The following is a 16464-nucleotide window of genomic DNA, read 5'->3' as shown; positions in this document are numbered from 1 at the left end:
TACAATAAAAAGTGGCCGTATCCGCTGTACGAAATATTTAAAAATGGGATACGGCCCGTGTTTATAAGGGGTTCCATGATCAGCGCCGGATGAAGTTTCTGATTTGTTAAAAAAATTTGAAAAAACAGGAAAAAAGGTGTTGACATTTGATGAAAAATAATAGTATAATAGCAAAGCGGGTTGCGGGTGAGACAAACACTTAAACGCAGACCGGGAGAATATGGGATCTTAGCTCAGCTGGGAGAGCATCTGCCTTACAAGCAGAGGGTCATAGGTTCGAGCCCTATAGGTCCCATAACTTTCTAAAATTTTATATGGCGGAATAGCTCAGTTGGCTAGAGCACACGGTTCATACCCGTGGTGTCGCTGGTTCAAATCCAGTTTCCGCTACTGAGAAGCTTCGGAAATTTCCGAAGCTTTTTTGTGTCTGATTATGGCAATACTTATCTAAGTATGTTAGAATCAGAGAATGAGAAATTAAACGGAGGACAAACAAATGAATGAAAAATCCTGGCTCGTTTTGAGAATTGTAGCCGGCCTGTATGTGATCTATCTGGGGTACCAGATCGTAAGCGGGATGCTTACTGAAAGACCCGAAAACATGGTGTTTATGATGACCGCGGGTATCTTGTTTATTGTGATAGGAGCGGTGATCGTGATTGTATCCGCAAAAAGCGTAATCGCAATGAGAAACAAAATGCAGAACGAAGAAGAGGCATCTTCAGAGGAAGACAATTCTGAAGATGCAATAGAAGCAGATTCTGAGGAGGAGACTTCTTCAGAAAAGGAAGATACCGAGGAGGAGTCTGCGGCGGAAATGCCTTCCGGGAAGGAAGACACAGATTCCATGGAGACAGATTCTTCAGATGATAGAAAAGTGAATCCAAATGATGACAGTGAGAAGAATAACAGGACGAAAACTGCAGAAGCTATGGAGGACGATGCAGCCCAGGACACAGTTACATCTGCAGATACACTGATAGATCTAAACGGGGATACCACGGAAGAGTCAATGGAAGAGACTGACGACGAAGAAAGATAGAATATGAATAAGGAGTGACAGAACATGCGTGTAGGTATGGGATATGATGTACACAGGCTGGTCGAAGGCAGAAAGCTGATTCTCGGAGGAGTAGAGATACCATATGAGAAGGGACTTCAGGGACATTCGGATGCAGATGTGGTTGTACATGCCATTATGGATGCGCTTCTCGGAGCAGCGGCACTGGGGGATATCGGAAAGCATTTTCCGGATACAGACCCGCAGTACAAAGGCATTTCCAGCATCAGGCTGCTGGAGCATGTAGCAGCACTTCTGGATGACAAGCAATTTGTGATAGAGAACATTGATGCGACCATTGTTGCGCAGCAGCCCAAGATGCGCCCATATATAGATGAGATGATAAAGAATGTGGCGGATGCACTGAATCTTATGCCTGACCAGGTCAATATCAAGGCAACAACGGAAGAGGGGCTTGGATTTACAGGGCGCGGAGAGGGGATTTCCTCTCAGGCGGTGTGCGCTCTGGAAAAGATTATGAACTACAGCAGCTACGATGTAACCCCGAATCCAAATGGATGCGAGGGCTGCAAGGGCTGTCCCAGGCAGTAAGAAAAGAGGGGAATATAGAATGCAGCTTCGAAAGCTTGACAGCAGTGAACACAGCGGGACAAGAGCGCTGTGGGAGAAGGTATTTCCGGAAGACAGCAAAGCATTTCTGGACTACTATTATTTTATAAAGACCAGGAACAATCAGATCTATGTAATTGAGGAGGATGGAGCTGTCCGTTCCATGCTCCAGCTTAATCCTTACATGCTGAGGATCGGCGGGACACAGCAGTTATGCAATTATATCATTGCCGTGGCAACGGAGGAGGCATACAGAAAGAGGGGCTATATGGGCCGTTTGCTCAAAGCTTCTATGATGGACATGTATAAACTGAAGCAGCCATTTACTTTCCTCATGCCGGCAGCGGAGGCCATATACAGGCCTTATGATTTCCGGTTTGTCTACGCGCAGATCCAGGAAGAATCCTGCGGAGAACCAGGTTCCATGTCAGTCAGCATGTCGGACGCCGGCTTATCGGATGCCGGTGCAATGGCCGTATTTTTCAATGCCCATTTTGCCGCTCAATATCAGGTCTGCGCCGTGCGCGACGACCAGTATTACCAGACGATGTTATTCGAGCAGCAGAGTGAAAACGGGGGTATAAAACTATTAAAACAAGACGGCGCTATAGCTGGAATGTTCGCGTATGCCAGGGAGGAGAACACGCTCGAGATCCGAGAGGCCCTTTACCTACCCGGATTCGAAGCTGAATTCCAGAAAGCCGTATACCAGATGCGGGCAGAACATGGCGTTCCTGCAAAGATATACGCAGGCAGAGAAAATGCCCGGAGCAGGAAAGTACCACTCATCATGGTACGTATTCTTCACCTGGAGACACTTCTGGCTTCTATGAGGGCAAAAGCAGGCAGGGAGATAAACTGCTCCTTTGCAGTACTTGATTCCATCATCACAAAAAACAGCAGAGTCTGGAGGCTGAAGAGCAGCGGGGAGAATCCGGATATACAGGTCTCAGAAACAGAGGACTCGGAAGGAGTGCTTACAATAGACTCCCTGACAGCTTTGCTGTTCGGTTACCAGACAATAGATGAAATCAGCCGTGAAGAAGGCGTAATCCTTACACCGAGGCTGAAACAGGAACTGGGGAAACTAGAGCCATTACGCCCCCTCTACCTCAATGAAATCGTGTAATGTGGGGTGTTAGCTGGGCGCATCAAATGGGAAAGGGCTGAACACTCCCGGACAGGTGTCCCCACCTCGCGCTCCAAAATTCAGTTGACAAATTTCTCTTTTTTGCATAAGATATATCTATATTGATTTTGTGAAAGGCTATGAACGGAAAGAGTAGCTGATTCCGAGATTGCAGAGAGGGACCATCACCGGCTGTAAGTGGTTCTAAAGGAGGAGTCTGTGAAGTGCGTCCGGGAGCTGATTCTGTAAACGCGGCGGGATGCTGTGAGTAGCGGAATACGTTTGGCATACGTTACATGCAGTGAGTGAAAGAAGTAATTCTTTTAATAGAGTGGAACCGCGGATATGACTTCGTCTCTAACAAGAGACGGGGTCTTTTTTATGATACCGGAAATTCCTCTGGAATTTCGGGCAGGTGAAGTGGATTGAAATGAAAGCAGAGTTGGTAAATATTGTATGCGATTGGTATGGAGGATCATGAAATGGGAATTATATCTTATATTAAGAATGAGATTCAGGTCATCCGGGAGCGGGATCCTGCGATTAAATCTAATATGGAGGTCTTGCTTTACCCGAGTTTTAAAGTTATACTTAGGTACAGAGTTGCACACAAGCTGTATCTGAAGAAACATTATTTCCTGGCCAGATGGATGTCACAGAAGGCTGCGAGAAAGACTGGGATTGAGATTCATCCCGGCGCCACCATTGGGAAAGGACTGTTTATTGACCACGGAAGCGGCGTTATTATCGGGGAGACGACGATCATCGGAGACAATGTAACGCTTTATCAGGGCGTGACCCTGGGGGGAACGGGAAAAGAGCAGGGAAAGCGGCATCCTACGCTGAAGGATAATGTCATGGTCAGCGCAGGGGCTAAGATACTCGGGTCTTTTACGATTGGGGAAAACTCTAAGATAGGGGCTGGTTCGGTTGTGTTGGAGGAGGTGCCTCCGAACTGTACTGTAGTCGGCGTGCCGGGGCGTATTGTGCGGATGGGTGACCAGAAGGTACCGAGGACGGATATGGATCAGATACATCTGCCTGACCCGGTTCTGAATGATATCAGGGAGCTTCAGAATGATAACATACGCCTGTATAAGCAGCTGAAAGAAATGGAGAGGCATATGCGCTGTATGCTGCCGGACGGCGATGAATTTGCGGAAAATACGGAGCCAGCAGAAGCACAGTGCAGCGGATGCAGAGAAAAAGAAAAGAAAGAGGAGAAATCAGATGAAACTATATAATACACTTACTAAAAGAAAAGAAGAATTCGTACCTATAGAGGAAGGCAAAGTCAGAATGTATGTCTGCGGGCCTACAGTTTATAACTTTATCCATATAGGGAATGCAAGGCCGATGATCGTCTTTGACACGGTCAGAAGGTATTTTGAATATAAAGGTTACGATGTGAATTTTGTTTCCAACTTTACAGATGTAGATGACAAGATCATCAAAAAAGCAATCGAAGAAGGCGTTACTGCGGATGAGATTTCCAAACGTTACATTGCAGAATGTAAGAAAGACATGGAAGGCATGAACGTGAAACCTGCCACAAAGCATCCTCTGGCAACAGAAGAAATCTGTGGTATGGTGGATATGATCGGAGCACTGATCGAGAAGGGATTTGCATACGAGAAAAACGGAACGGTATATTATCGTACGAGAAAGTTTAAAGATTACGGAAAACTTTCCCATAAGAATCTGGATGACCTTCAATCCGGCGGCCGTTCACTCCTTGTAACGGGAGAGGACGAAAAGGAAGATTCTCTGGACTTTGTGTTATGGAAGCCAAAAAAAGAAGGCGAACCGGCATGGGAGTCTCCATGGAGCGAAGGACGTCCGGGCTGGCATATCGAGTGCTCTGAGATGTCTAAAAAATATCTGGGAGAGCAGATCGATATTCATGCAGGAGGGGAAGATCTGATATTCCCGCATCATGAGAATGAGATTGCTCAGAGTGAGGCTGCGAACGGCAAAGAATTTGCCCGCTACTGGATGCACAACGCATTCCTGAACATTGACAACAGGAAAATGTCAAAATCACTGGGAAACTTCTTTACCGTAAGGGAGATCAGCGAAAAATATGACCTTCAGGTTCTGCGATTTTTCATGCTCAGCGCGCATTACAGAAGTCCTCTGAATTTCAGTGCAGAGCTTATGGACGCTGCCGCAACGGGACTGGAGAGAATCATAACCGCGGCTGACAATCTGAAATTCCTGAAGGGCAATGCGAAAGTGCAGGATATGACAGACGCGGAGAAGGAAGCATTTGCAAAAACACAGGAATATGTTGACAGCTTTGAGCGGGCGATGGACGATGATTTCAATACGGCAGACGCAATTTCCTCTGTATTCGAGCTCGTTAAATATATCAATACGAATACAGACGGTGAAAGCTCAGCAGAATATCTGCAGAACCTGCGAGATCTGCTTGTTAAGCTGACAGATGTTCTGGGAATTATCGTGGAGAAGGACGAGGAGATGCTGGCAGAAGACATCGAAGCACTGATTGAAGAACGCCAGGCAGCGAGAAAGGCGAAAAATTTTGCCAGAGCAGACGAGATCAGGGACGAACTGCTCTCCAGAGGAATCGTCCTGGAGGATACCCGAGAAGGAGTAAAATGGAAGAAAGCATAAATTTAGATTTTCATGATTATATAACGGAAGTATTAAGTCTTCAAGAGGTGGATGCTGACAGCTATTCACCTCTTGTTCTGGCGTTTATCGGTGATTGCGTCTACGATCTGGTTATCAAGTCTATGATCATCAGCCGGGGAAATAAACAGGTGCATAAACTGCATGAAGAGACAAGCAGATTTGTACAGGCGTCCACCCAGTCTCTGATGATGCGCACAATGCAGCAGCACCTGACAGAAGAAGAGCATGCCATCTACAGAAGGGGCAGAAATGCCAAATCTGTATCACCGGCAAAGAATCAGTCCATCACGGATTACAGGAGGGCAACGGGATTTGAGGCGCTGCTCGGTTACCTGTATCTAAAAAAGGATTATGAAAGGCTCATGGCTCTGGTAAAAGCAGGACTGGACAGCCTGAGTGAAATTTAAGCGAAACAGTATAGTCAAAGACCAGGGGAACATCCGTGATTTCTTTGGATATAAATGGAGAATATAATGCAGGAAAATAATAGAAATGAAAGAGAACAAAACGACAATACGCTGATAATTGAAGGCCGCAATGCAGTGCTGGAGGCTTTCCGTTCAGGCAGGCCGATTGATAAAGTATTCATATTGGATGGGTGCCAGGATGGTCCGATACGGACAATAGTCAGGGAGGCGAAAAAGCACGATACCATATTAAATTTTGTGGGAAAGGAAAGACTGTCGCAGCTTTCGGAAACAGGCAAGCATCAGGGTGTGGTGGCCTGTGCTGCTGCATACGAGTATGCAGATATCGAAGATATGTTCAAACTTGCAGAAAAAAAGGGTGAGGATCCGTTTTTTATTCTGCTGGATAATATAGAAGACCCGCATAACTTGGGTGCAATCATCCGTACGGCGAATCTGGCGGGGGCCCATGGCGTTATCATACCAAAACGCAGGGCAGTCGGCCTGACAGCTGTAGTGGCGAAGACTTCCGCGGGCGCACTGAATTATACGCCGGTGGCGAAGGTAACAAACCTGGCGAAGACAATGGAAGAATTAAAGGAACGGGGTATGTGGTTCGTCTGCGCGGATATGGGCGGAGAATTCATGTACAAACTGAATCTGACCGGCCCCATTGGGCTTGTGATCGGGAGCGAAGGGGAAGGTGTGGGACGTCTTGTAAAAGAAAAGTGTGATTTTATTGCCGCTATTCCTATGAAAGGCGAGATCGACTCCCTGAATGCATCCGTAGCGGCGGGGGTGCTGGCCTACGAGATTGTCCGACAGAGAATGCTCTAAAAAGGGCGTGATTTTCAATAGAGCAGAGGATTACCGTTGGAAAGGAAAAGGCCGATGGAGAAATATGACACACTTGCAGATGAACAGTTGATATTGGAGTTTCGAAAAGGTAATTCAGAAATTATGGATTATCTGATGGTAAAGTATAAAACCATGGTTCGTAAAAAAGCGAGAGCTATGTATCTCATAGGCGGTGAGAATGAAGATCTGATACAGGAAGGTATGATAGGGCTGATTAAGGCAGTAAGGGACTTCAGTCCTTCTCAGGGCGCCTCCTTTGCCAGCTTTGCAGAACTGTGTGTGTCCCGGCAGATGTATACGGCAATAGAGGCATCCAAGAGAAAAAAGCATATGCCGCTTAATTCTTATATTTCCCTGTATGAGGCCGGGGAAGGCACGGATGAGGAAAAAAAGATACCTCTGATTGATACGATAGAACCTGTTGTGGAAAATAATCCGGAGACCTTGTATTTTGGCAGAGAGATGACAGAGGTATTTGTGGAGGAACTGAAAGGAAATCTCAGTGCCCTGGAAAACCATGTGTTGTATCTGCATCTGATGGGAACGGATTATAAAACTATAGCCGAGCTGCTGGGAAAAAGTCCCAAAGCCATAGACAACGCGCTCCAGCGGATTCGGGGAAAGGCCGAGAAGCTGCTGGCAAGATAGCGGTTTTTCTGCCTTATATACGAGATGAGGACAAGGCAAAGAGCTGTATCAGCTCAGACAGGCTGAACTGTTACAATGAGATAGATGAAAGAATCTGGTAATGACGGAAAGGTCTTGCCAGATTTTTTGATTTAAGAGGCAGATGCCCATGGAGCGTGCCTGAAAATTCTTTGTTGCAATATGCCGCTTCACTTTACGGTCTGAACAGTCACAACAAGCAAAGTTACTATGAACGGCCTATGGGCCGTGCATAGTAAACAAGCAACTCATTATTTGGAGTAAACAGTATAAAACAGTTGACAACAGTGACATACTGTTATATACTGTTTATAGACAAAGGAGGGAGAAAATGAAGCTGATAATTAACAATTCTTCCATGCAGCCAATCTACGAGCAGATCGTAGCGCAGGTCAGAAATAAGATCATGCAGGGGGAACTTGAAGAAGATACAGCGCTTCCGTCTGTCAGAACATTGGCGAAGGATCTGAGAGTCAGCGCACTGACCGTAAAAAAGGCCTATGATACCCTGGAACAGGAAGGGTTTGTCGTAACCGTTCATGGAAAGGGAAGCTTTGTAGCCTGTGCGAATCAGGAACTGATGCTGGAGGAGAAGAAGAAAGAAGTGGAAGCCGACCTGGAAAAAGCGATCAGGAAGGGGAGAAGCTGTGGAATGAGCAATGAAGAGATTACAGAGTTATTTCAGATTATCTTGGAGGATTAGCTATGGTATTAAAATTACAAAACGTAGAAAAACATTATGAAAAGTTTGATCTGCAGTGTTCTCTGGAGGTACACAAGGGATGTGTTACAGGACTGATCGGTCAGAATGGGGCAGGAAAAAGTACCACATTTAAGGCGGTGTTAGGATTAATCGATATCGACGGCGGGAAGATCGAACTCTTCGGAAAAGACATCAAGAAGCTTGGAACGGAAGAAAGAGAAAAACTGGGTGTTGTACTTTCTGACTCGGGTTTCAGTGGTTACCTTTGTATAAAGGACCTCATTCCGGTGATGGCCAGTATGTATCCGGGGTTTGATAAAGTGGAATTTGAAAAAAGGTGCAGAACATTCGAGATTCCATTTGAAAAAAAGATCAAAGAATTTTCTACCGGTATGAAAGCAAAGCTGAAAGTTTTGGTTGCGATGTCGCATAAAGCCAGCCTGCTGATCCTGGATGAGCCGACGGTCGGACTGGATGTGATGGCCAGAAATGAGCTGCTGGATATGATGCGGGAGTATATGGAAGACGGAGAGAGCTCCATTCTGATCAGTTCCCATATATCAAGCGATCTGGAAGGACTTTGTGATGACATTTATATGATTCATAACGGCAGGATTATTATGCACGAAGAGACCGACAGGCTCCTGAGTGACTATGGAGTAATCAAGGTGACTGAAGCACAGTATGAGAAGCTGGATAAGCGTTTTATCATAAAAAGGAAGAGAGAAGGCTATGGCTATAGCTGCCTGACAAATGAAAAACAGTTTTACCTGGATAATTATCCGGATGCCACAATTGAACGCGGTAATATTGATGAAACAATAGCAATGATGATACGAGGTGAAGGAAAATGAAAGGGTTAATAATTAAAGATCTCTGTTTACTAAAAAATCAGCTGAATTTCTTTTATATTATATGTATTGTTGGTATTATGATGGCATTTACAAATATGAATCTGCTATTTATCATGAATTATATTACAATCATTTTCACAATGTTTACACTGACCACCATAAGCTATGATGAGCTTGACAATGGAAGAGCGTTTTTATTTACGCTTCCCATTACCAGAAAAGGGTATGTCATCGAGAAATATATGCTGGGGATTTTGATCGCTGCTGTGGCATGGATGGTTTCAGGTGGAATCGTATTAGTATTTACTGTACTCCGGTATCCTGGGACAGATATTACGGAAAGTGTGATAAGCATGATATTTTATCTGATCATTGCAATTGTATTTCTAGATTTTACACTGCCTGTCCAGTTGAAATTCGGTGTTGATAAAAGCAGGATAGCAATTATCGGAGTGGTGGGAGCTGTTTTTTTGGTGGTATTTGCCGTGGTGAAGCTTTTGGGGATGATGGGGATAGATCTGGTTCTTATAATTGACAGCCTTCCATCTGCAGGACTCGCAGGGGTGGCGTTGTTTGCAGGCATTGGGTGTATACTGTTGACTGTGGTCTCCTATCTCGCATCATTAAAGATTATTGAGAAAAAGCAGTATTGACAAGTGTCTTACAGGCGTTGGATGGGGCCGCAAAAGGAAGGTAAAGCCGCCGTCCTTTTGCTAGGTACATCCAATTTGACTTTTGATAAATTTTCAAATATATGTTGACAATTAGACTAGGTTTAGTGTATATTAATATCGTTGCGTAAGTAACGCGCACAGGCTGTCGTGGCTCAGTCGGTAGAGCGTCGCCTTGGTAAGGCGGAGGTCGGCGGTTCGATTCCGCTCGACAGCTTTTTAAATTTTTTCAGACTCCCTAAGGGGAGTATTTTTTTGCAGTAATTTCCGTACCACCAAACGAATCAATACGCTGCTCCCGTTCAGCCGCCGCCTCCAGGCGACGAACTTTCCTACCGACAGGATGCACCATGTCACAGATCTTCTGAATCTAAAATAATAGTAAAGGGACCGTCGTTGATGAGGCTGACTTTCATTTCTGCCCCGAAACTTCCGGTCTGCACATTGGGGACGGATGCCCTGCATTTTTCTATGATATATTCATAGAGGGCATTCGCCCTGTCAGGCTGGCCTGCTTCTATGAAGCTGGGGCGGTTCCCTTTTTTACAGTTTGCGTACAGCGTGAACTGTGAAATCAACAGAAGGCTGCCATCCACGTCAGCCAGAGAGAGGTTTGTCTTGCCGTTCTCATCCTCAAATATTCTAAGCCCTGTCATCTTACGTACCAGCTTGTCTGCAGTCTCCTCGGTGTCTCTGTCGGATACGCCAATCAGTACGAGAAACCCCTTTTCAATAGAACCAATTACATTGCCTTCCACTGCTACTGAAGCCTCGGATACTCTCTGTATCAAAAATTTCATTTTATGATTCCTCCGTTTTTGCAATTCTTTCAGTATTTATTCTATACTGAAGGACGGATAAAGTCCAGCAGGTATAGTAAAAACCTCTGTTTAATTTGCAGCAGCACATGAGACTCGTTTTCTGACCACTTGCCTTCCCATTTTTACCACATGCGCCTTTTGTATTTACAAGGGAGTTTATATATGGTTAGATAAATGGGTGGAAAGGGAAATGAGATGAAAATACGAATTGAAATTGATGAGAATTTAACAGAGGAAGAGGTCATTATCAGAAGCAGCAGCCTGAATGACCAGGTGCAGAAAGTGCAGAAGGCGCTGAGCGAAATCTCCAGGCAGGAGCAGCGGATCGTATTCTACAAGGAAGAGACAGAGTACTATCTGATGCTTACCGATATCCTTTTCTTCGAGACTGACGGAAAGGCAATCCATGCACATACGGTGGATGACATTTACAAAATCCGGCACCGCCTGTATGAACTGGAGGAGATTCTGCCGGGATATTTCATGAGAGTATCCAAGTCTACGATATTGAACACGAAAAGCATCTATGCAATCAATCGTTCCGTATCCACTTCCTGTGTGGTCCAGTTTAAGGAAACACACAAACAGGTATATGTATCCAGATATTATTACAAGCCGCTTCGAAACCGGCTGGAAGAAAAGAGGTAAGGACATGAAAAAAGAACGATTATTCTGGGGAATATTTTTTATCATTGGGGCGGTGCTTCTGGTCATCAGCAGACTTGGAATCCTGAATACAAGGATCAGTATCTGGATGCTGCTCTTGTCTGTGATCTTTGCAGCGACACTGATTAAGAGTGCGATCCACAGAAGCATACCGGGAGTATTGTTTTCTCTGGCTTTTCTCTGCATTATTTATGCAGAGCCGCTGGGAATTACGGCACTGACCCCATGGACGGTTCTGGGAGCGGCTCTTCTCGGAAGTATCGGCGCGGCATTTTTGTACCGTCCGGAGCGGAGCTGGCATCAACACAGTACCCACTTTGACGGCAGCTTCAGCGAAGTGGAGACGATAGACGGGGATGCGATGAGGATGGAAAGCTCTTTTGGCTCCAGCATTAAGTATATTAACTCCGAAGACTTCAGGGGAGCTGGTATCCATTGTTCCTTCGGTGCCATGAAGGTGTACTTTGACCATGCACAGGTTCCTCAGGGGCAGGCAGCTGTTAAGCTGGATGTTTCCTTTGGTGGTGTGGAACTCTATATTCCACGCAGCTGGCAGGTGGTAAATCAGTTGAGCGCAGCATTCGGGGGGGTTGACGAGAAGGGAAGATGCCAGCCGGACGGGACAGTTTCTCTGGTGCTCAATGGGAAAGTGAGCTTTTCCGGAGTTACAATTATTTATATATAGCAACGGTACATGAGAGGAAGAAAGCCCTGCTTATCCGAATTGGATAAGCTTTCGCTGGCTTTCTCCTTTTTATGCTGAGGGATTGGATACCCAAAGAAAACCTAATCAGGAGGGGAAAACGAACAGGCCGGCTGCCGGAGGGTAATAAGTGAAGATGAGAAAGCATACACCTGTAATCAGGACACATATGAAATAGAAAAAGGCAGGGCCCGACAGTCCCCGGCACTTCGCTCCTGATTTTGTTTTGAATATTTTATCGAAAAGGGTGTTCTCTATATGTCCGGGCAGTAGAAGGGAGTGGCAGCGCACATAAAATGCGGTTAAGACGCTGAATAGAAATGTTAGAATATCCAGCGCCAGCGTATGGAATCCCAGAATTCCTGTGTAAGTATAAAAGATAACGGGAATCACCCATGTTCCTGCCAGTATGCCGGCTAGATCTGCCCGGATCAGCCGTTGATAGTGTCCCGACAGAAAGAAGTATTCCGCGGCACAGAATAACAACATTGGGAAATAGAGAAGCTTCATATGTTCCCAGGTGGATTCATTTACAGGGGCAAAAAGCCCGATAATGGAGTTATTACCTGTCCAGCTGTAGACAAAATGAAGCAGTGTTCCTGCAGCAGAGACAAAGATGACTCCGATGATTGTACTGATAAACAGCCGCTTATTTCTTTTGTTAAAAGGTTTCATTAAGGCACCCTCCAAAAGGATATTTTTTCTAATAGTATGTGCGGAATAACGAGTTCTATACCTGGTTTTTACCGGATGCCACATTTTGTCGATTTTTGTTATAATATGTCGGAAAATAGAGTGATTTCCATGAGATTATGATATAATACAAAAAGATTCAGGGGTGATTTTTCGGTGCAGGCTTGAACGAGGGGGGTAATACCATGAAGAGCCTGGACAGAGAAGATCTTGTTCCGTTAAGAAAATGCCTTGATGAACTGTTGGATTTTATTCATGAACTTCAGATGGAAGAGATTCCATATTTTTACAGGTGTCTTGAAAATATGAAATACAATCTGGAGATCTGTTTTCTTGTACAGTATGAGGGATGGGAGCAGATGGAACAGATTTTAGTACGGGACTGGAGCGCTGCAAATCATGCGATGCTTGGTATTCCAGGATTCGATTTTGCTGCGGAGAGCGCGGCGGAAAAGGCAGAATTAGACTGCCGGTTTATAGAACTGCTTGCCAATATTGAAACTTTTTTGGCATAGTTAAGCAAGAGTTCCCTATCTTTCAGGGGAGCGGGTCTATATGTGCCACGGTCTGCAAAAAGCCGTCCGGATAATATTACGCCGGTCTTCTGTATGTCTATGAGATCCAAGATAAAGGAGCAGAAAGAAAAGACAGGAGACTGGCAGAGAGCAACGATGTAATCTGTTATAGTCTGCGGCAGGTGTGGAAACACTCACTTCAGCAGCCTAGGACTCAATTGGAGAGTGAATGTCACGGAAGCAGCAGTTTTTGTTTATATTCGGTAGGTGTCATACCGGTATAATTCCGGAAGAGGGAGGAAAACGTGTTTGGCTTTTGAAAACCGCACAGCAGAGCGATTTCCTTGATGGAGTAATTGGGATTCTCCAGCAGCAGCTGCGATTTGGCTATGCGTAGTTTTAAAAGATAATTATAAGGCGTTTCGCCGACTGCTTTCTTGAATGCAGTTATAAAATAAGTGCGGGAAAGGCCGCACATGGCCGCCAGTGTTTCTACCTGCAGGTCATCCGCATAATGCTGGTTCATATAAGAGACAATCTGATAGATTCCTTTTTGATACTGCGGAGGAGCTTTCAGGCGGTCTCTTTTTTTACTAAATTCGCAATCTGTGAACACAGAAGCAATGAGGGCCGAGAGATGAATAAGCTTGGAGGAATCACGGTTATTTTGTTTAGAAAATTCCTCTTTAAAATACCGGATGTAGGTTCCGGCCTCTTTCGTAAGGTCAAAACTCATATCAAACTCTTTTCCATAGCAGCCTTTTTCATGCAGGATCTGTTCAAAAAAGTCCTTTTCAATTACAATATTATCATGGGCAATACTGGAATTGCGGTACCTGTATGCGTGCATCCGGCCGCTCTGCACGGGATATACACAGCCAGCCTCACCGATATACACAGCGTCTTCATATATGATGAGGGGAAGTGGGCTGTATGGAATCATGAATTCGTAAGCATGGTGTGAATGGCAGAACGGACTGGAAAGATATTCAGTCGATTCCCCTGCTGAAGCAATCGATAGGACATCGCAGTAATAATGCTGACAGTTTCTGTTCAGAAAATTTTTATCTCCATAATGTGCACTGAACAGGCTTTCTAATTTATCGTTCATAACGGCACCCCCCTTTTTTATAGAATAACATGAATACTAACAGGCAAACATTGGAAGATAATCGAAATGTTAATGTTGTTTCGTAATATTACGATAAATTTCAGAAATTATTTGTTTCCTATTTATAAATTTTTATCAGCAGTCTGAAACTTTTTGCTGTCCCGGTACGTCTAATAAGTGAAAGATAATCATGCCGGCATTGATGAGGGGAAGGAGGTCTTCTGTTGAAATACCTTATTAAAAGAGCACAGAAGCACGACGATCAGGCTTTTGTGGAACTGATCGAACTGGTAAAGCAGGATATGTACAAGACTGCAAGAAGCTACCTGCATAAACAGGAAGACATTGCAGATGCCATACAGGAAACGATCATTACATGCTATGAGAATATCGACAGGCTGAAAGAACCCAAGTATTTTAAAACATGGCTGATACGTATTCTGATCAACAAATGCAACGACATTTTGAGAGCCGGAAAACGGGAATATCTCTCAAATACTGTTCCGGAACAGGAGGGTACATGTATGGCGCTTCAGAATTATGAATTTGAAGAACTGATGAACCAGATGGACGACAAGTATCGGATCGTTTTGCTTTTGTATTATTCGGAAGGTTTCAAGATCAGAGAAATTGCACAGATACTGGAACTGGAAGAGAGTACGGTCAAGACAAGGCTGGTCCGGGGACGCAGGCAGTTTGAAAGAGTATATGGGCTGGAAGTGGCAGTTCAAAGGAGGTAGAAGTGTTGAAGAACGAATATTCAAAAAAGAAAATAGAACGAATTTTACAACAGGATGTTGAAATCCCAGAGAAAATAGAGAATCGGATTCAGGATACTTATGAGCAGCTGGGGATTGGGAAAAAGGTAGCGATGAAGTATACAAGGAAGCGGCGTACATGGGCAGCGGTGGCGGCAGTGGCGGTGCTGGCAGTGGGAATGTCTGTTGTCACGCTGGCGGCAAGTAAATTCCTTTCTGCAAATCTTGTGGAGAATGAGAACTCTGTTAAATATGATTTTCAAGTGGACAGAGAAAAAGAAGCCCATAAGATATCTGTGGAAGCGACTTATATACCTGAAGGGTATACATTGTACGGAGAAGACAGCCCATATGGAAATAAGTGGCATAATGAGGCAAATGGAGGAGCCCTTTCTGTTATCCCATATAATGCAGCGGATCTGGATTACTTAGAGCGTACCGGTGCCGTAGACGTCATGTCTTATTCAAAGGACTCCCACTTGGACACGCTGGAAATCAGCGGAATGAAGACGGATGTATTTGTGAATGACAGTTTTTACACAGACAGCGAAGAGACGGTTAAGCGTATTTATCTATTCAATGAAGAGTATGGATACGGAATAATGGTATGGAGTGAAAGCGACCTTCCGGCAGAGGAAATAGTAAAAGTCGCAGAAGGACTGAAGATTGAGGTCCTGGAAGAGACCGTTCCCTATATGACAGATGCAGAACTTCAGGATATGGAAGCTTATGCAAAGGGTTGTGCAAAGTCTTATCAGACAGGAGTGGCAGCCGATGACATCTATGCAATAGGAGATGAAATCAGTGATCCTAATATAATGATGGAGGACGGTCAGCAGATAGATGGCACGGATGATGTCCGTTTTACCGTGCAGGATGCGGAAATTCTGGACGCACTTCCACTGTCAGAATACCCGGCAGAGAACTTTGCCAGTTATGATGAAGTTGCTCCGTGGATGGAAGAAGACGGTACTCTGAAACCTCATGAGAGATATCGGTATACGGTAGATGAGGATGGCACGGAATCACAGGACGGCGTGCTTGAAACCGTGAAGTCCAAGTATGTTGTTGTTAAGATGAAAGCGAAAAATTATTCCGATGTGCAGTCAGAGAGCAATCAGATAATGGGCATCTCAATTGCCCCGGATCTGACAACACTGATACCAAGAGAAGACGGCAGCTGTGCTTATCCAGCGGACAGTTTCAGATCAGCAAATGAAGGGTATGGCATGCAGTGGCTTTCCAATAATGGCAGCAGTTTCCCGATCTATTACGATGATATATATTATACGGAAGGGATCGAAAGAATGAAATCTGCATTTTTCCGCCCTATGTCAGCAGGAGAAGAGATAGAATACACCCTGGTCTATGTTGCAGACGAAGACCAGCTGGATAATCTGTATCTTCGGATATTTGCAGGTGGTACGAATGCGGACGGTAGTGCGATTACAACACCGTACGTTAGAATCAGCGAGTAGGAAGCCTGCAGAATTTTAATTATAAAAGCAGCTGTTTACAGAAGACATAAAATCTAATATAATGGAAAGACGGGACGGGGGAACATCCTCGTTCCGTCTTTCTATTATAACTCGGAGTAGTTTACCTGAAATATCAAACACAG

Annotated in this window: 19 protein-coding genes, 3 tRNA genes and 1 other annotated feature; of the genes, 19 read left to right on the top strand and 3 right to left on the bottom strand. The window is 44.8% G+C overall.

Going from position 1 to position 16464, the window contains the following annotated elements; genetic code table 11:
- The first annotated feature begins 222 nt into the window (after positions 1 to 222).
- From MWG26_RS12155 to MWG26_RS12090, 14 genes are all read left to right on the top strand, one after another.
- Positions 223 to 295 (top strand) — tRNA-Val (locus MWG26_RS12155).
- Positions 296 to 316: 21 nt separating this feature from the next.
- Positions 317 to 390 (top strand) — tRNA-Met (locus MWG26_RS12150).
- A 106-nt stretch (positions 391 to 496) separates the two neighbouring features.
- Positions 497 to 1042 carry a hypothetical protein gene (locus tag MWG26_RS12145; RefSeq protein WP_025657304.1) on the top strand — a complete coding sequence of 182 codons (546 nt, stop codon included), beginning with the start codon at positions 497 to 499 and terminating at the stop codon, positions 1040 to 1042.
- A gap of 24 nt (positions 1043 to 1066) precedes the next feature.
- A complete protein-coding gene (ispF, locus tag MWG26_RS12140; protein ID WP_025657305.1) occupies positions 1067 to 1612 on the top strand; it encodes a 2-C-methyl-D-erythritol 2,4-cyclodiphosphate synthase in 546 nt (181 codons plus the stop codon).
- Between the two features lie 19 nt (positions 1613 to 1631).
- Complete coding sequence (locus MWG26_RS12135) at positions 1632 to 2759, top strand: GNAT family N-acetyltransferase (RefSeq protein ID WP_025657306.1); 1128 nt, start codon at positions 1632 to 1634, stop codon at positions 2757 to 2759.
- A gap of 131 nt (positions 2760 to 2890) precedes the next feature.
- Positions 2891 to 3121: a binding site (T-box leader), on the top strand.
- 120 nt (positions 3122 to 3241) lie between these two features.
- Complete coding sequence (gene epsC / locus MWG26_RS12130; RefSeq protein ID WP_025657307.1) at positions 3242 to 4003, top strand: serine O-acetyltransferase EpsC; 762 nt, start codon at positions 3242 to 3244, stop codon at positions 4001 to 4003.
- Complete coding sequence (cysS, locus tag MWG26_RS12125) at positions 3990 to 5396, top strand: cysteine--tRNA ligase (RefSeq protein WP_025657308.1); 1407 nt, start codon at positions 3990 to 3992, stop codon at positions 5394 to 5396. The genes epsC and cysS overlap by 14 nt, the downstream gene beginning before the upstream one ends.
- Entirely contained in the window at positions 5381 to 5824 is a 444-nt protein-coding gene (locus tag MWG26_RS12120) for a Mini-ribonuclease 3 (RefSeq protein ID WP_025657309.1), read from the top strand. Before cysS ends, MWG26_RS12120 begins: the two co-directional genes overlap by 16 nt.
- Positions 5825 to 5890: 66 nt before the next feature.
- Entirely contained in the window at positions 5891 to 6661 is a 771-nt protein-coding gene (gene rlmB, locus MWG26_RS12115; RefSeq protein ID WP_025657310.1) for a 23S rRNA (guanosine(2251)-2'-O)-methyltransferase RlmB, read from the top strand.
- Positions 6662 to 6715: 54 nt separating this feature from the next.
- Entirely contained in the window at positions 6716 to 7330 is a 615-nt protein-coding gene (locus tag MWG26_RS12110; RefSeq protein ID WP_025657311.1) for a sigma-70 family RNA polymerase sigma factor, read from the top strand.
- 349 nt (positions 7331 to 7679) lie between these two features.
- A complete protein-coding gene (locus MWG26_RS12105; RefSeq protein ID WP_025657312.1) occupies positions 7680 to 8051 on the top strand; it encodes a GntR family transcriptional regulator in 372 nt (123 codons plus the stop codon).
- A 2-nt stretch (positions 8052 to 8053) separates the two neighbouring features.
- On the top strand, positions 8054 to 8905 hold the full coding sequence (locus MWG26_RS12100) for an ATP-binding cassette domain-containing protein (RefSeq protein WP_025657313.1): 852 nt from the start codon (positions 8054 to 8056) through the stop codon (positions 8903 to 8905).
- Positions 8902 to 9558 (top strand): ABC-2 transporter permease, encoded by a 657-nt coding sequence (locus MWG26_RS12095; RefSeq protein WP_025657314.1) that lies wholly within the window; start codon positions 8902 to 8904, stop codon positions 9556 to 9558. Before MWG26_RS12100 ends, MWG26_RS12095 begins: the two co-directional genes overlap by 4 nt.
- Before the next feature lie 162 nt (positions 9559 to 9720).
- Positions 9721 to 9793 (top strand) — tRNA-Thr (locus MWG26_RS12090).
- 136 nt (positions 9794 to 9929) lie between these two features.
- On the opposite strand, the gene dtd is transcribed toward MWG26_RS12090, so the two are convergent.
- Entirely contained in the window at positions 9930 to 10376 is a 447-nt protein-coding gene (gene dtd, locus MWG26_RS12085) for a D-aminoacyl-tRNA deacylase (protein WP_025657315.1), read from the bottom strand.
- A gap of 216 nt (positions 10377 to 10592) precedes the next feature.
- Between dtd and MWG26_RS12080 the strand changes: the two genes are divergently transcribed.
- Entirely contained in the window at positions 10593 to 11045 is a 453-nt protein-coding gene (locus MWG26_RS12080; protein ID WP_025657316.1) for a LytTR family DNA-binding domain-containing protein, read from the top strand.
- A 4-nt stretch (positions 11046 to 11049) separates the two neighbouring features.
- Positions 11050 to 11748 (top strand): LiaF transmembrane domain-containing protein, encoded by a 699-nt coding sequence (locus MWG26_RS12075; protein ID WP_117441178.1) that lies wholly within the window; start codon positions 11050 to 11052, stop codon positions 11746 to 11748.
- A 105-nt stretch (positions 11749 to 11853) separates the two neighbouring features.
- On the opposite strand, the gene MWG26_RS12070 is transcribed toward MWG26_RS12075, so the two are convergent.
- Positions 11854 to 12441 carry a DUF6512 family protein gene (locus MWG26_RS12070; protein WP_044927322.1) on the bottom strand — a complete coding sequence of 196 codons (588 nt, stop codon included), beginning with the start codon at positions 12439 to 12441 and terminating at the stop codon, positions 11854 to 11856.
- Between the two features lie 203 nt (positions 12442 to 12644).
- On the opposite strand from MWG26_RS12070, the gene MWG26_RS12065 reads away from it, so the two are divergent.
- Positions 12645 to 12974, top strand: a complete 330-nt coding sequence (locus MWG26_RS12065) for a hypothetical protein (protein WP_025657318.1) — start codon at positions 12645 to 12647, stop codon at positions 12972 to 12974.
- 232 nt (positions 12975 to 13206) lie between these two features.
- Here the strand turns inward: MWG26_RS12065 and MWG26_RS12060 are convergent, their stop codons facing one another.
- Positions 13207 to 14085 (bottom strand): AraC family transcriptional regulator, encoded by an 879-nt coding sequence (locus MWG26_RS12060; RefSeq protein ID WP_025657319.1) that lies wholly within the window; start codon positions 14083 to 14085, stop codon positions 13207 to 13209.
- Positions 14086 to 14309: 224 nt separating this feature from the next.
- On the opposite strand from MWG26_RS12060, the gene MWG26_RS12055 reads away from it, so the two are divergent.
- Together MWG26_RS12055 and MWG26_RS12050 are read left to right on the top strand one after the other, a co-directional pair.
- Entirely contained in the window at positions 14310 to 14825 is a 516-nt protein-coding gene (locus tag MWG26_RS12055; RefSeq protein ID WP_025657320.1) for an RNA polymerase sigma factor, read from the top strand.
- A gap of 5 nt (positions 14826 to 14830) precedes the next feature.
- Complete coding sequence (locus MWG26_RS12050) at positions 14831 to 16321, top strand: DUF4367 domain-containing protein (RefSeq protein WP_025657321.1); 1491 nt, start codon at positions 14831 to 14833, stop codon at positions 16319 to 16321.
- Positions 16322 to 16464: the final 143 nt, after the last annotated feature.

This window comes from Faecalicatena contorta (genome assembly GCF_022835095.1).
In the GTDB taxonomy this organism is placed as follows: domain Bacteria; phylum Bacillota; class Clostridia; order Lachnospirales; family Lachnospiraceae; genus Faecalicatena; species Faecalicatena contorta.
Note: the sequence above shows the minus strand (reverse complement) of the source record. Positions and strands in the feature narration are given on the sequence as shown.

What these genes read in the sequence shown, in the direction of transcription:
- MWG26_RS12145 (WP_025657304.1), top strand. Translation starts at nt 497, where the DNA reads ATGAATGAAAAATCCTGGCTCGTTTTGAGAATTGTAGCCGGCCTGTAT.
- ispF (WP_025657305.1), top strand. Translation starts at nt 1,067, where the DNA reads ATGCGTGTAGGTATGGGATATGATGTACACAGGCTGGTCGAAGGCAGA.
- MWG26_RS12135 (WP_025657306.1), top strand. Translation starts at nt 1,632, where the DNA reads ATGCAGCTTCGAAAGCTTGACAGCAGTGAACACAGCGGGACAAGAGCG.
- epsC (WP_025657307.1), top strand. Translation starts at nt 3,242, where the DNA reads ATGGGAATTATATCTTATATTAAGAATGAGATTCAGGTCATCCGGGAG.
- cysS (WP_025657308.1), top strand. Translation starts at nt 3,990, where the DNA reads ATGAAACTATATAATACACTTACTAAAAGAAAAGAAGAATTCGTACCT.
- MWG26_RS12120 (WP_025657309.1), top strand. Translation starts at nt 5,381, where the DNA reads ATGGAAGAAAGCATAAATTTAGATTTTCATGATTATATAACGGAAGTA.
- rlmB (WP_025657310.1), top strand. Translation starts at nt 5,891, where the DNA reads ATGCAGGAAAATAATAGAAATGAAAGAGAACAAAACGACAATACGCTG.
- MWG26_RS12110 (WP_025657311.1), top strand. Translation starts at nt 6,716, where the DNA reads ATGGAGAAATATGACACACTTGCAGATGAACAGTTGATATTGGAGTTT.
- MWG26_RS12105 (WP_025657312.1), top strand. Translation starts at nt 7,680, where the DNA reads ATGAAGCTGATAATTAACAATTCTTCCATGCAGCCAATCTACGAGCAG.
- MWG26_RS12100 (WP_025657313.1), top strand. Translation starts at nt 8,054, where the DNA reads ATGGTATTAAAATTACAAAACGTAGAAAAACATTATGAAAAGTTTGAT.
- MWG26_RS12095 (WP_025657314.1), top strand. Translation starts at nt 8,902, where the DNA reads ATGAAAGGGTTAATAATTAAAGATCTCTGTTTACTAAAAAATCAGCTG.
- dtd (WP_025657315.1), bottom strand. Translation starts at nt 10,376, where the DNA reads ATGAAATTTTTGATACAGAGAGTATCCGAGGCTTCAGTAGCAGTGGAA.
- MWG26_RS12080 (WP_025657316.1), top strand. Translation starts at nt 10,593, where the DNA reads ATGAAAATACGAATTGAAATTGATGAGAATTTAACAGAGGAAGAGGTC.
- MWG26_RS12075 (WP_117441178.1), top strand. Translation starts at nt 11,050, where the DNA reads ATGAAAAAAGAACGATTATTCTGGGGAATATTTTTTATCATTGGGGCG.
- MWG26_RS12070 (WP_044927322.1), bottom strand. Translation starts at nt 12,441, where the DNA reads ATGAAACCTTTTAACAAAAGAAATAAGCGGCTGTTTATCAGTACAATC.
- MWG26_RS12065 (WP_025657318.1), top strand. Translation starts at nt 12,645, where the DNA reads ATGAAGAGCCTGGACAGAGAAGATCTTGTTCCGTTAAGAAAATGCCTT.
- MWG26_RS12060 (WP_025657319.1), bottom strand. Translation starts at nt 14,085, where the DNA reads ATGAACGATAAATTAGAAAGCCTGTTCAGTGCACATTATGGAGATAAA.